Here is a 13,108-nt window from a genome sequence, read left to right as displayed (position 1 = left end):
TCTCGGCTCCCTGGTGCGGCATCAGGCGAAGAGGTTCTGCTGGTACGTGCGCGACGTCGCGGCGAAGTCGTCGAAGACGGAGTAGCCGGCGGAGGACTCCTTGGCGGCGTCGTTGAGCAGGAAGAGGTTGGACGCCTGGAAGAACTCGGAGACCGGCGCGATGTCGGCGTGCGTGGCGATGAACCGGTCGGTCTCCTCCTGGTTGCCGCGCAACGCGACGAACAGTTGCAGCTCGTCGTGCCGGTACGGCCGCATCTCGCTCAGGGTGCACACGTAGTCGTAGTAGGCGGCGGAGTTCTGGCTGCGCCGGCGGCCCTCGTACGCGGCCATCGCCTCGTCGAGCGACGACTCGCCGGTCAGCCACCGGTGCAGGGCGGCGCTGGCCAGCTCCGCGTCGCGGAACGCGTGGGTCATGCCGATCGCCGTGCACTGGTCCTTGGCCGACTCGGCGTCGCCGACGAGCACCCAGCCGGGCCCGTGCAGCGGCCGGAGGAACCCCGACTGGTCCAGGGTGCCGTAGATCCGCTCCTCCCGGGTGCCCTGGGTGCGGACCAGCTCGCCCAGCTCGGGGCTGACGAAGTCCAGCGCCCGCTGGACGTTGCCGGGCACGTCGGCGCGGAACTCCCGGGCCCACTCGCTGGGCCCCCAGACGAGGACCATGTTCTGCCCGAAGTTGGTCGGCACCACCGCGCAGCCGAGCCGGCCGCGCCGGTGGATCTGCCCCCGGCCGGGGTCGAAGCCGGACCAGTAGCTCCAGTAGGCGAACGTGCAGCGGGGCCGCTCGTCGAAGCGGGGCAGGTCGAGGGTGCGCGCGACGAACGAGTTGCGGCCGTCGGCGCCGACGACGATGCGGGCCCGCTCCTCGAACTCCTGCCCGTCGGCGGCGCGCCCCCGCACGCCGACGACCCGGCCGTCTTCGGTGATCAGCTCCCGTACGGTGCAGTGCGTGCGGACCTCGGCGCCGGCCTTGGCCGCCGCCTCGACGAGGATCTGGTCCAGCACGCGGCGGCGCACCGAGGCGTAGCTCTGCACGACGCCCGAGTCGTCGCCGTGCAGGTCCCGGAAGTGCTCGCGCAGCAGCGACGTGGGCACCGAGCCGCTCAGCGGGATGCCGTCGTTGACGATGTCGATGACCGTGTGCGTGGGGGTCACGGCGGTGACCTGGTCCAGCAGGCCCCACCGGTTGAGGTAGGACATGCCGTGCGGCCACAGGAAGTGCGTCGAGATGACGTCGCTGGGGAAGGACGACCGGTCCACCACCAGCACCCGGTGGCCCTGCCGGGCGAGTAGCAGGGCGGTGGAGGCGCCCGCGCAGCGCCCACCGACGACTATCGCGTCGTACATGATTCGTAGTCCTTCGAATGAGGTCCGGCTGCCCCGCCGGCCGGGCCTTCGTGCGGCGGCGGACCGGCACGGGGCACGGACCGCCCCCCGCGTTGCCACCGGCGAGCGGGAGTGAACCGTCAAGGTACATAGTGGACCGGCCCCGGCTCGGCCCGTGGAATAGGGGTGTGTCCGTGGCCGGATCGCCGTGACCGCGCTGGTCACCGGGGCACCGGGACGCGGTGCCGCCTGCCCCCGACGGCCGCTGTCCGAAAGCCGACAGTCGCCGGGGTCGACCCGGCGGCGGCGCCCCCTCGTCCTCCGCTCAGCCGGCCCCGGCGCGGCGGCAGCGGGCCAGTTCCGCCCGCAGGTCGCGGCGCAACGCCCGGTCCAGGCCCGGCTGGGCGAGCGCGTGGGCGAAGTCGCGGGCGGCGTCGTCCCAGCGGCCGAGTCGCATCAGTGCCGTGCCCCGGTTGTAGTGGGGCACCGGCGCCGACGCGGCCAGCGCCACCGCCCGGTCCAGGTCCGCCACGGCGGCGGCGACGTCGCCGCGTTCGAACCGGACGGCGGCCCGGTTGGTCCACGCCTCGACCAGCCCCGGGTCGCCGGCCAGGGCCCGGGTGAACAGCTCGTCGGCCTCGGCGGATCCGCCGCGCTCGGAGCGCACGAGCCCGAGGGTGCACAGCAGCGCGGGTTCCTGCGGGGCCAGGGCCAGCCCCGCCCGCGCGCCCGCCTCGGCCGCGTCGTGCGCGCCGCGCTCCAGGTGCAGGTTGACCAGGGCGATGCGGGCGTCGAGGTGTCCCGGCTCGATGGCGAGCACCCGGTCGAGGTCGGCGCGCGCCCGCCCGGGGCGGCCCCGCTGCTGCTGGAGCACCGCCCGGTTGTAGTAGGCCTCGGGCAGGTGCGGCCCGAGGCGGATCGCCGCGTCGTAGTCCCGGATCGCGGCGCGGGTGCGGCCCGCCGCCCGGTGCAGGGCGGCCCGGTCGACGTAGTACTCGCAGTTGTCGGGGTCGTGGGCGATCACGGTGTCGAGCTCGGTCAGGGCCCGGTCGGCGTCCCCCAGCGCCAGGTGCACCTGCGCGCGGTTGTGCCGCAGCCGGGCCAGGTCCTGCGGGCGTTCGCCGGGGGCGAGCACCGACGCCAGGCGGGCCAGCCCGTCGTCGATCAGCCGCAGCGCGCGGGCGGGCTCGCCCGCCCTGCTGTCCAGCAGGGCCACGCCCTGCTCGTAGAAGACGGTGGACAGCACCCGCTGGCGTGGGTCGGCCAGGCCGGCGGCGAGGCGCAGCGCCTCGTGCAGCCAGTGCCGCGCCCGCTCCGGGTCCTGGTCGGCCGGCGGCAGGTGCCGGGCGTACAGCATGGCGGTGGCGTACGCGGCCGACATGGTGATCTTCGGGTCGTCGGTGGCGGCGCGGGCCTCGTCGTAGAGGTCGAGCGCCTCGGTGGCGCGGTCGAGCGCCGCCAGGGCGGTGGCCAGGCAGGTGGTGAACGCCCACCAGTGCCGCAGGTCGCCCGTCGCGGTGACGGCGGCGCGCCCGCGCCGGGCGGTGCGGGCGGCGTGGTGGTAGAAGCCGCGGGCCAGGGACTCCCCCACGGCCGCGCGCAGCGCCGCAGGCGTCGGGTCCGCGACGTCGCGCCGGGCGTCGCCGCCGTCGCGCAGGTCCAGGCGCAGCGGGTACGGCCCGACCCGGCGCGACAGGGCGTCCAGCAGCTCTCCGGTGGTCTCGTCGGCGGCGTCGACGTGGTCGAAGCGCACCGTGACCGGGCGGCGGAGGGTGCCCGCCCAGGCGATCACGAACTCGGTCGCGCCGTAGGCGAGGCAGGCCGTGCGGCGGGCGGGGTGGAACCGGATCGGCTCCTCGTCGGCGGCGGGTCGGGCGGCGTTGTCGAGGCCGGGCGCGATGGCGTGCAACTCGACGGCGTGCCGGGACGCCAGGCGGGGGTGGGCGACGGCGATCCGGCCGAGGAACTCGGCGACTCCGGCGTACGGGCCGTGGTCGCGGTGGCAGTCGTAGAGGCCCAGGTCGGCGGCCGGGCCCCGCAGGGGCGGGCGCCCGGGGGCGCCCGCCGCGCCGGGTTCTACCAGCACCACTCGATCCAGAGCCGGCGGGCACCGGACAGCAGGCGCAGGGTGCTCGTGCGACGCACGGTCATCTTCCTCATGTGAACCTCCATTGTGATCACTGCGGAACTGCACCGAGCGTAGGCCCGATCGGGGCGAATATGAAGGGCGTTCGTGACCGCCGGGGCTCGGCCGGCGGCCCGGTACGCCCGCAGCCGGCACGATCCGGGCGTACCGTCGACGGCACCACGTCGGCCACCCGGCCACGCAATTCGGCCACCCGGCCACGCGACGAAGGAGATGCGACCATGTCGAGCGCGGCGGACCCCGCTCCCGCAGCCGCCCTGCCGGCCCCGGAACACCCGGCCGCCCTGCCGGCCCCGGGCGACCTGGCCACGGCCCTGGCCTGCTTCGACGGCCTCCCGCCGGTCACCGTCGGGGAGATGCTCGGCTCCTGGCGGGGCAGCGGCTTCGCCACGGGCCACCCGCTCGACGGCCTGCTGGAGCGCTACGGATGGCACGGCAAGCGGTTCGACGGCCCCGAGGACGTGCACCCGCTGGTCTTCGCCGCCGGCGGGAGGCTGGTCAGCGTCAACCCGGCGCTGGTGCCGACGGGGCTGCTGCTCCGCCCGCCCGGCGCGGCACGCACGCCCCTGGCCGCGAGGGCCTTCGCGCTGGCCCTGCCGCTGCTGACCACGACCCGCCCGGCGGCGCGGCTGCGGATGACCGAATACCGGGGGGTCGTGTCGGCGACGATGTGCTACGACCGCCTCCCCATCCACGACGTGTTCCGGCGGGTCGACGAGCGCACCCTGCTCGGCGTCATGGACCTGCGCGGCACCGACCGGCCGTTCGTGTTCGTGCTGCGCCGGCCCACCACGCAGGCCGGCGGGTGAGAAGGGGACCCCTCTCTACCGAATGCGTTAACAAGGGGCCCTTCCTTACACGTGGTGGTGATGGTGGTGGTGGTGGCCGCCGACCGGGTCGTCGGGGTGGTCGTGCGGGGTCTGCGGCCGGCCAACCTTGTCGGCGAAGCCGGGCAGCGCCACCCGGTACGCGCAGGTGTCGCAGTTCATCCGGATGTCCCCGCGCAGCGCCTCGGCGTGCCGTTGCAGGACCAGGTCGGCGAGGGCGTCGCAGTCGCCGAGCACCTCGGCCACCCGCACGTCGAGGTCCGGGTGGGCGGCGGCGAACTCCGCCGACCGGGCCACGATCCGGTCCGGCAGCACCCCGGCGAACAGGAAGTACGGGGCGACGACGATCCGGCGCGCGCCGAGGCGGCGCAGCCGCTCCAGCACGGCCGGCACCGACGGCTCGGCCAGCGACACGAAGCCCGGCTCGACGCCCGCGTAGCCGCGCCCCTCCCACAGCAGCCGGGCCACCTTGGCGACCTCGGCGTTGGCGTCCGGGTCGGTGGAGCCGCGGCCGATCAGGGCCACCCACGTGCCGGCCCGGTCGACGCCGGCCAGCGCGGCGTCGATCCGGTCGGCGAGGGTGTCGTGCAGCAGCGGGTGCGGGCCCAACGGGCGGCCGTAGGCGTAGCGCAGGCCGGGGAAGCGCTGCTTCTCCCGGGCCAGCGCGGCCGGGATGTCGCCCTTGCCGTGCCCGGCGGCGGCGAGGACCAGCGGCAGCGCCACGAGCCGGCGGTGCCCCCGGCCCGCGAGGGCGCCGACCGCGTCGGTCAGCGGCGGGCGGGACAGCTCGATGAAGCCGCCCTCGACGTCGTCGACGGCGCGGCGGCGGCGGATCCGGTCGACCAGGGCAGCGAACTGGGCAACCCCGGCGGCGCTGCGGGTGCCGTGGCCGACGATCAGCAGCGGGGTGCGGTCCTGCCCCCGCGCTTCTTCGGGTCGGTTCGTCACGTCTCCTCCAGGTACAGCAGGGCGTTGAGGGCGGCGGCGGCGACCGCCGAGCCGCCCTTCTCGCCGACGTTGGACACGGCGGGCAGGCCGCTGGCGCGCAGCGCCGCCTTGCTCTCGGCGGCGCCGACGAACCCGACCGGCAGGCCGACCACCAGCGCCGGCCGCGCGCCGAGGTCGAGCAGTTCGAACAGCGCGGTGGGCGCGCAGCCGACCACCCACACCGCGCCGGGGCCCACCCGGTCGTACGCCACCCGCACGGCCGCCGCCGAGCGGGTGATGCCCGCCGCGCGGGCCAGGGCGGCCGTGGCCGGCTCGGCGATCGGGCAGACCGGCCCGGGGCCGGGGCGGGTGATCCCGGCGGCGACCATCGCCACGTCGGTCACGACCGCGGCGCCACCGCGCAGGGCGGCCAGCCCGCCGGCCAGGGCGTCCTCGTCGCACACCAGGTCGGTGACGTAGTCCAGGTCGGCGCTGGCGTGCACCACCCGCTCGGTGACGGCCCGGGTCAGCGGCGGCAGGCCGGTCAGGTCCACCCGGGAGCGCAGGATCGCGTACGACTGCCGTTCGATCGGGTGCACGACGCGGCTCACCGGTCCGCCGTCCCGGGCACGGCGCGGTCGACCCGGCCCGCCTCCCCCAGCTCGGCGCGCTCGCCCCGCTCGGCGGGAAGGTCGGCGGCCGGGGCCCCGTAGCGCTCGTCGTAACGGCGCAGCTTCCACAGCGCGGCGGCGGCGACCCACGCCAGGGCGAACAGCGCCACGACGGCGTAGCCGAGCTGCTCGAAGTGCTCGGCGAGGGTGGCGTACCCGGCCAGGGCGGACACCCCGAGGTGGTCGACGAGCAGCCCGGCGAGGTAGACGCTGGCCACGAGCGCACCGACGAGCACGGTCATGCCGGTGGTGGCGAGGTTGTAGTAGAGCCGGCGGGCCGGCTGCCGGTACGCCCACGAGTACGCCCGGCTCATCAGCAGGCTGTCGGCGGTGTCCATGGCGGACATCCCGGCGGCGAAGAGCAGCGGCAGGGTGAGCAGGGCCAGCACGGGCAGCCCACCGGCGGCGGCGGTGCTCGCCGACAGGGCGAGCAGGGTCACCTCGCTGGCCGTCTCCAGGCCGAGGCCGAACAGGAACCCGACGGGCGCCATGTGCCACGACGAGCGCACCAGCGAACGTGCCCGGGAGCCCAGCACCCGCTGCACCAGGCCCCGGTTGAGCAGGTGCAGGTCCAGCTCCCGCTCGTCGAGGTCGCCGTGGCGCAGCCGCCGCCACAGCCGGGCCAGGCCGCCGAGCACCACGGCGTTGAGGCCGGCGACGAGGCTCAGGAACAGGGTGGCGGTGACGATCGCGACGGTGGCGCCCACCTCGCGGGCCTGGGCCAGGCCCGGGCCGGCGAGGCTGGTCGAGGCGAGCCCGACGATCAGGGCGAGCAGCAGCACCACGGCGCTGTGGCCGAGGGCGAAGAAGAAGCCGACCCCGACGGGACGCCGGCCGCGCAGCAGCATCAGCCGGGTGGTGTCGTCGATGGCGGCGATGTGGTCGGCGTCGAAGGCGTGCCGCACCCCGAGGGCGTACGCGAGGGTGCCGGCGCCGGCCAGCCCGCCGGCCGCCGCGGGCTGGCCGTTCCAGTAGAGGTAGAGGCTCCAGCCGGCGACGTGCAGCACGGCGACGGCGAGCACGATGCCACCGAGGCGTACCCGCTCGGCGCGGCTCCACCGGCCCGCCGGGGGTGCGGCGCTGACCACGGTCGAACTCATCGGGTTCCTCCACAGGGGTCGGTGCCGGTGACGCGGATGGCGTCGACCGGGCAGATCTCCAGGCACTCCAGGCAGCCGGTGCACGCCTGCGCGCGGACCAGCAGCCCGCCGGGGGTGGGTCGGATCGCGTGGGTGGGGCAGGTCAGCAGGCACGCGCCGCATCCCTGGCAGCCGTCGATGGTCACGGGGGCGGTCACGCGCGCCACCGGTAGCCGCGCGGGGTGACCATCCGGCCGGCGACGAGCCGGGTGCGGCTGCTGCCGACCACCACCACGCTGTACATGTCGACCACGGCCGCGTCGAGGGTGGCGAGGGTGGCCAGGTGCACCCGTTCGCCGGGCCGGCTGGCGTTGCGCACCACCCCGACCGGGGTGTTCGGCGGCCGGTGCGCGGCGAACGTCTTCAGCGCGGCGGCGAGCTGCCAGTCCCGGGCGCGGCTGCGCGGGTTGTACAGCAGCGCCACGAAGTCGCCCTCCGCGGCGGCGGCGACGCGCCGCTCGATGACCTCCCACGGGGTGTGCAGGTCGGACAGGCTCAGGTAGGCGTGGTCGTGGCCCAGCGGCGCGCCGAGCAGCGCCGACGCGGCGAGCGCGGCGGTCACCCCAGGGACGCCGACGACGTCGATGCGGTCGTCGGCGTGCTCCAGGGCGGGGCTGGCCATCGCGTACACCCCGGCGTCGCCGGAGCCGACCAGCGCCACGGCGTGCCCGGCGGTCGCCTCGGCGACGGCGACGCGGGCGCGTTCCTCCTCCGCGCCGAGGCCGCTGGCGAGGATCCGGGTGCCGGGGCGCAGCACGTCGCGCACCTGGTCGACGTACTGGTCGAGGCCGACGACCACGGCGGCGCGGCGCAGCTCGGCGAGGGCGCGGGGGGTGCGCAGGTCGGCCGCGCCGGGGCCGAGGCCGACGATCGCGAGCCGGCCGCGCGGGGCGTGCCGGGCCACCGCGACGGTGGCCATCGCCGACGCGGTCTTCGGCGCGACGAGCGCCGCGTCGGCGCGCCGGCCGGGCTCGCCGAGCAGCGCGGCGGCCTCCGCGACGCTGGGCGTGCCGACGGCCGCGCGGACCACCTCGCTGGGGTGCGGCACGTCAACGGCCGCCAGGTCCGCCGCGGGATGCGTCACCAGGGGTACGCCGAGCGCGTCGGCGGTCGCCCGGATGCCCGCCTCGTCGGCCTTGATGTCGGCGCTGGCCAGGCAGCGGACGCTGGCCGGGCTCAGGCCGGCGGCGGCGAGCACCCGGTCGAGCAGGTCGCGCACCTGCCCGGCGGGCACGCCCCGGCTGCCGCCCACGCCGACGACCAGCGACGGCGGCCGGAGCACGGCGGTGCGCCCGTCGGGCGGCACCACCCGGTCGGTGACGAGCAGCCGGTGCGCGTCGGCGGGGGCGTCGGGGCGCACGTGCGGCGGCAGGGCCGGCAGCGGCCAGGCCGCGTCGGCGACCAGCCGCACCGGCTCGCCGTCGAGCAGGGCCCGGGTCACGGCGGCGACCGCCCCCTCGACGGGCCAGCCGAGGGTGTCCAGGCCGGGGAGGTCGACCGCGTCGGTGGCGGTGGTGACCACCGGCCGGGCGTCGAGCAGCGCGCCGACGTCGGCGGCGAGGGCGTTCGCGCCCCCGGCGTGCCCGCCGAGCAGCGCCACGGCGTGCCGGGCGGCCTCGTCGACGACCACGACGGCCGGGTCGGTGCGCTTGTCGCCGAGCAGCGGGGCGAGGATCCGCACCACCGCCCCGGTGGCGAGGAACGCGACCACGGCGTCGTGGCCGGTGAACGCGGCGCGCAGCGCGTCGGCGGCGGTGTCGGCCTCGACGAGCCGGGCGTGCGGCCAGGCGGCGGCGAGGGTGCGGGCGTGCCGGCGGCCGGCGGCGGTGGCCGCGACGAGTCCGATGCGGGTCATCTGCGCTCCCCGGGGGAAGGTGGGCGGTCGGCGGTGAGGGGTGGGCGGTCGGCCGTGAGGACGAACACCGGGTTGGTGGCGGCGAGCCGCACCGACCCGCCGGGCAGGTCGGCCAGCCGGGCGGCGGACAGCTGCACGCCCTCGGCGCGGTAGCCGTGCCCGCGCAGCAGGTCGAGGGCGGGGGCGACCCGGTCCAGGGCGGCGAGGGCGGCGACCACGCGGGCGGGCCGGCGGGCGGCCACGGCGGCGAGCGCGGCCAGGCCGCCGCCGCCGACGAAGGCGGCGTCCGGGTCGGGCAGCCCGGCCAGCGCCGCCGGGGCGGCCCCGGTGACGACCCGCACGTCGACCCGGTGCGCGGCGGCGTTGCGCCGGACGAGGTCGACGGCGTCCGGGTCGCGTTCGACGGCGATCACGGCCGCGCCGAGCAGGGCGCACTCGATGCCGACGGAGCCGCTGCCCGCGCCGACGTCCCAGACGAGCCGGCCGAGGCGGGGCCGCAGCCGGGCCACGGCGAGGGCCCGCACCTCCGCCTTGGTGATCATCGAGTCGCGGTGGACGTAGGCGTCCTCGGGCAGCGCCCAGCCCCCGGCGGGCGCGGCGGCCGGCTGGTTGTCGGCGCGCGCCCCGGCGACCGCCCCGATCGCCGCCGCGCCGGCCGCCGCCGGGCCGGTGCCGAGATCGGCGGCGGGGCCGGGCCGGTCGGCCGGTGCCGGGTCGGCGAGGCTGAGCAGCACGTGCGGGTCGGCCCAGGTGGTGACGGCGGCGGCCTGCGGGGTGGTCTCGACGATCCGCTCGGCCGGGGTGCCGAGGTGCTCGGCGACGACGAGCCGGCGCGGCCAGCCGACCAGGCCCGCGCCGATCTCGGCGGCCCCCGCGCCGGGGGCGGTGAGCACGGCGACCGCCGGCAGCGCCCGGGCGGCGTTGAGCGCGGGCCGCAGGTCGCGGCCGTGCGCGCTGACCACGGCCGCGCCGTCCCAGGGCAGGCCGGCGCGGGCGAACGCGGCGGCCACGCTGGACACGGCGGGCAGCACCCGCAGGGGCAGCCCCTGGGCGCGCAGCCGGCGGACGATGCCGAACAGCCCCGGGTCGCCGCTGGCCAGCACCACCGTGGGCGTGCCGGCGGCGACGGCGGCAGCCACCCGGGCCAGCGCGGGGGCGAGCGGGCCGAGGGTGACCGTGGCGCAGCCGGCGGGCAGCGCGACGGCGGCGAGGTGCCGGGCCGCGCCGACGGCCAGCCGCGCCCCGGCGAGGGCCCCGGCGGCGGCGGGGTGCGGCGACGCGCCGCCCGTGTCGATGCCGACGACGGTCACGAGAGCCTCGGCGAGACGGGCCCCGGGGGACCCGCTGCCGGTCACGCCGCCCACCGGCCCCTCCGCGGGATCACGGCGCCCACCGGCCCGAGGAGGCAACGAGGCGCTCCCCGGCGAAGTCGACCATCGCCACGTCGACGTCGACGGCGTGCCCGGCGAAGCGCAGCAGCACCTGGCGGACCCGGGCGCAGAGCAGGTCCCCGGCGGGGCGCAGCAGCCCGGCGGCCTCCCACAGCTCGTACGCGTGCCGTCCGGTGTTCGCCACCACCACCTCGGCCACCAGGGCCGGCCCCCCGCCGGCGTCGGCGGTGACCGCGCCGAGCAGCGACAGGTCCACCTTGGAGCGCGTGTAGTGGGTCATCAGCACCCCGGCGGCGAGCTTGGCCAGCTTGCCGGCCATCCCGACGAACGCCACCCGGGTCAGGCCGTCGCCGACGGCGGCGGTGACGGCCGCGCCGGTGAAGTCGCCGACCTCGACGAAGCACACCTCGGGCAGGTCGGGCAGCAGGGCGCGGGCGGCCCGTTCGGTGCGCCCGCCGGTGCACAGCACCACCGTCCGCTCCCCCTGGGCGGCCATGACGTGCACGGCCTGCACCACGCTGGCCCGCCAGGACGCCGTCGAGAAGGGCCGCACGATCCCGGTGGTGCCGAGGATGGAGATGCCGCCGAGGATGCCGAGCCGCCGGTTGGTGGTCTTGCGGGCCATCACCTCCCCGCCGGGGACGCTGATGACCACCCGTACCCCGACCTCGGTGAGGTCGACCACCTCGGCGACGGCCTGGCCGATCATGCGGCGCGGGGTCTCGTTGATCGCCGGGCCGCCGACGGCGAGCCCGAGGCCCGGCTTGGTGACGGTGCCGACGCCCGGCCCGCCGGCCAGGTCGAGGCCGGGGGCGTCGCGCCAGCCGACGGTGGCGGTGAGGTGCGCGCCGTGCGTGACGTCCGGGTCGTCCCCGGCGTCCTTGACGACCACGGCCTCCGCGCCCGCGCCGGGCGGGTCGGCGAGGTCGCAGCGGGCCACGGGGAAGGCCACCCGGCTGCCGGCGGGCAGGCCGATCTCCACCTGCCGCTGCGGCACGCCGGTGACCAGCGCGGTCACCGCCGCCTTCGCCGCCGCGGTGGCGCACGCGCCGGTCGTCCAGCCGGTGCGCAGCGCGGTGGGCCGGACCTTCGCGGTACGCGGCAGGTCCGGCTCACGCAGCTCCGGCTCGGGGTACGTCATCCGGCCCGCCCTGTCCCGGCGGCCCCGCCGTCGTCGCCGGGGGTCGCCTCGCGGCGGCGGCGCAGCTGCGCGCGGGCGGCCGGCTCGGCCCGGCGGAAGGTGTGGAAGTGCCCGGGGTGATAGAGGTGCGAGCGGGTGCCGGCGGCGGCCAGCGCCGGCCCGACCAGGAACAGGGTGTGTTTCCACAGCCGGTGCCGCTTGACGGTGGCCTCCAGGGTGCCGACGGTGCAGCGCACCACCAGCTCGTCCGGCCACGTCGCCTGGTAGGCCACCACGGCCGGGGTGTCCGCCGGGTAGCCGCCGGCCAGCAGCTCGGCCTGCACCTGCCCGGAGCGGGCGGCGGAGAGGAACAGCGCCATGGTGGTGCCGTGCCGGGCGAAGTCGCGGACCCGCTCGCCGGGCGGCATCGGCGTCCTGCCGCCTTCGAGGCGGGTGAGGATCACCGACTGGGCGACCTCGGGAATGGTCAGCTCCCGGCCGACGAGCGCGGCGACGGCGGTGAACGCGGACACGCCGGGCACCACCTCGACGGCCAGCCCGAGGGCCCGGCACAGGTCGAGCTGCTCCTGCACCGCCCCCCACAGCGCCGGGTCGCCCGAGTGGATCCGCGCCACCGTCAGCCCCCGGGCGGCGGCCCGCTCGTAGAGCGGCAGCACGCCCTCCATCGGCAGTTGCGAGGAGTCGACGATCTCGGCGTCGGCGCGGGCGTGGGTGAGCACGTCGGCGTGCACCAGGCTCGCCGCCCAGACCACCACGTCGGCCGCGCCGATCACCCGGGCGGCGCGCAGGGTGAGCAGGTCGGCCGCGCCCGGCCCGGCGCCGACGAACCACACCTTCCCCGTGGTCGCCGGCGTGCCGTCGGTGTCTCCTGCGGTGGTCACAGCTTGCCTCCCCGGGTGTCCCGGCGGGCCGGGACGAGCAGCGTCGACAGGTACGGCAGGTCGCCGTCGTCGGGGTCCGCCGGGCCGATCCGTTCCCCGGGCAGGCCGAGCCCCCGGCCCAGCACCGCGTCGCCGAGGCGGCCCTGCCGGCGCAGCTCGGCCACCAGCTCGGGGTGCCGCCGCCAGCCCTTGTACGCGACGACCGTCCCCGGCCCGGCCAGGGCGGCGGCGAACAGCTCCGGCCCGGCGGTGGCGGGCAGCAGGGTCAGCGGCTCGCGCCCCTCGCAGAGCACGGTGCCGCTGCGGGCGGCGAGGTCCTGCATGGCGGTGATCCCGGGCACCGTGTCGACCCGCACCGCCGGCCGCAGCGCGCGCACGCCGTGGGCCAGGTAACCGAAGGTGGAGTAGACGTTCGGGTCGCCGATGGTGGCGAACGCGACCCGGGCGGCACCGGCGTCGAACGCGGCGGTGACGGCGCGGGCGGCGGCGTCCCAGGCGGCCCGGCGGCGGGCGGTGACGCCGCCCCGGTCGTCGAGGGCGAACGGCAGCCGTCGCACCCGGCCACCGTCCACGTACGACCGGACGGTCGCCTCGGCCCGCCCGCCGCCGTCCGCCGTCCCCGGGTCGGTCCCGGTCCCGTCGGGACCGGCCGGGGCGTCAGGGTCGGGACCGGGCGCGTCGTCGGGGCGCTCGGCCATCACCGGGACGAACACCACGTCGGCCTCGCGCAGCACCCGCACCGCCTTCACGGTCAGCAGCTCCGGGTCGCCCGGCCCGACCCCGACGCCGGTCAGCACGGGCCCGTCG

11 protein-coding genes and 1 pseudogene are annotated in these 13,108 nt (G+C 77.5%); 1 reads left to right on the top strand and 11 read right to left on the bottom strand.

What is annotated here, in order from left to right:
* Positions 1 to 21: 21 nt before the first annotated feature.
* Complete coding sequence (locus tag GA0070558_RS09265; protein WP_091277685.1) at positions 22 to 1,344, bottom strand: NAD(P)/FAD-dependent oxidoreductase; 1,323 nt, start codon at positions 1,342 to 1,344, stop codon at positions 22 to 24.
* A gap of 304 nt (positions 1,345 to 1,648) precedes the next feature.
* Positions 1,649 to 3,409 carry a tetratricopeptide repeat protein gene (locus GA0070558_RS34845; RefSeq protein ID WP_305119934.1) on the bottom strand — a complete coding sequence of 587 codons (1,761 nt, stop codon included), beginning with the start codon at positions 3,407 to 3,409 and terminating at the stop codon, positions 1,649 to 1,651.
* A gap of 281 nt (positions 3,410 to 3,690) precedes the next feature.
* On the opposite strand from GA0070558_RS34845, the gene GA0070558_RS09255 reads away from it, so the two are divergent.
* Positions 3,691 to 4,278 (top strand): DUF4334 domain-containing protein, encoded by a 588-nt coding sequence (locus tag GA0070558_RS09255; protein WP_176734153.1) that lies wholly within the window; start codon positions 3,691 to 3,693, stop codon positions 4,276 to 4,278.
* Between the two features lie 51 nt (positions 4,279 to 4,329).
* Here GA0070558_RS09255 and GA0070558_RS09250 read toward each other — a convergent pair.
* The 9 genes and pseudogenes from GA0070558_RS09250 to GA0070558_RS09210 form a co-directional block, all read right to left on the bottom strand.
* Positions 4,330 to 5,244: pseudogene (locus GA0070558_RS09250) on the bottom strand (sirohydrochlorin chelatase); the annotation flags it as partial.
* A complete protein-coding gene (locus tag GA0070558_RS09245) occupies positions 5,241 to 5,834 on the bottom strand; it encodes a precorrin-8X methylmutase (RefSeq protein ID WP_077937809.1) in 594 nt (197 codons plus the stop codon). The pseudogene GA0070558_RS09250 and the gene GA0070558_RS09245, both read right to left, overlap by 4 nt.
* A complete protein-coding gene (locus GA0070558_RS09240) occupies positions 5,831 to 6,994 on the bottom strand; it encodes a HoxN/HupN/NixA family nickel/cobalt transporter (protein ID WP_256091836.1) in 1,164 nt (387 codons plus the stop codon). Before GA0070558_RS09240 ends, GA0070558_RS09245 begins: the two co-directional genes overlap by 4 nt.
* On the bottom strand, positions 6,991 to 7,200 hold the full coding sequence (locus GA0070558_RS09235; protein WP_077937808.1) for a 4Fe-4S binding protein: 210 nt from the start codon (positions 7,198 to 7,200) through the stop codon (positions 6,991 to 6,993). Before GA0070558_RS09235 ends, GA0070558_RS09240 begins: the two co-directional genes overlap by 4 nt.
* Positions 7,188 to 8,888, bottom strand: a complete 1,701-nt coding sequence (gene cobJ / locus GA0070558_RS09230) for a precorrin-3B C(17)-methyltransferase (RefSeq protein WP_091277681.1) — start codon at positions 8,886 to 8,888, stop codon at positions 7,188 to 7,190. Before cobJ ends, GA0070558_RS09235 begins: the two co-directional genes overlap by 13 nt.
* Positions 8,885 to 10,297 (bottom strand): precorrin-6y C5,15-methyltransferase (decarboxylating) subunit CbiE, encoded by a 1,413-nt coding sequence (gene cbiE / locus GA0070558_RS09225; protein WP_439709582.1) that lies wholly within the window; start codon positions 10,295 to 10,297, stop codon positions 8,885 to 8,887. The genes cobJ and cbiE overlap by 4 nt, the downstream gene beginning before the upstream one ends.
* Complete coding sequence (locus GA0070558_RS09220) at positions 10,269 to 11,420, bottom strand: cobalt-precorrin-5B (C(1))-methyltransferase (RefSeq protein ID WP_091277678.1); 1,152 nt, start codon at positions 11,418 to 11,420, stop codon at positions 10,269 to 10,271. The genes cbiE and GA0070558_RS09220 overlap by 29 nt, the downstream gene beginning before the upstream one ends.
* Complete coding sequence (gene cobM / locus GA0070558_RS09215) at positions 11,417 to 12,301, bottom strand: precorrin-4 C(11)-methyltransferase (RefSeq protein WP_091277676.1); 885 nt, start codon at positions 12,299 to 12,301, stop codon at positions 11,417 to 11,419. Before cobM ends, GA0070558_RS09220 begins: the two co-directional genes overlap by 4 nt.
* Positions 12,298 to 13,098, bottom strand: coding sequence for a precorrin-2 C(20)-methyltransferase (locus GA0070558_RS09210; RefSeq protein ID WP_091277833.1), 801 nt, complete (start codon positions 13,096 to 13,098; stop codon positions 12,298 to 12,300). The genes cobM and GA0070558_RS09210 overlap by 4 nt, the downstream gene beginning before the upstream one ends.
* Positions 13,099 to 13,108 lie beyond the last annotated feature (10 nt).

Origin of the sequence: Micromonospora haikouensis (genome assembly GCF_900091595.1) — a bacterium.
Lineage (GTDB): Bacteria > Actinomycetota > Actinomycetes > Mycobacteriales > Micromonosporaceae > Micromonospora > Micromonospora haikouensis.
Note: the sequence above shows the minus strand (reverse complement) of the source record. Positions and strands in the feature narration are given on the sequence as shown.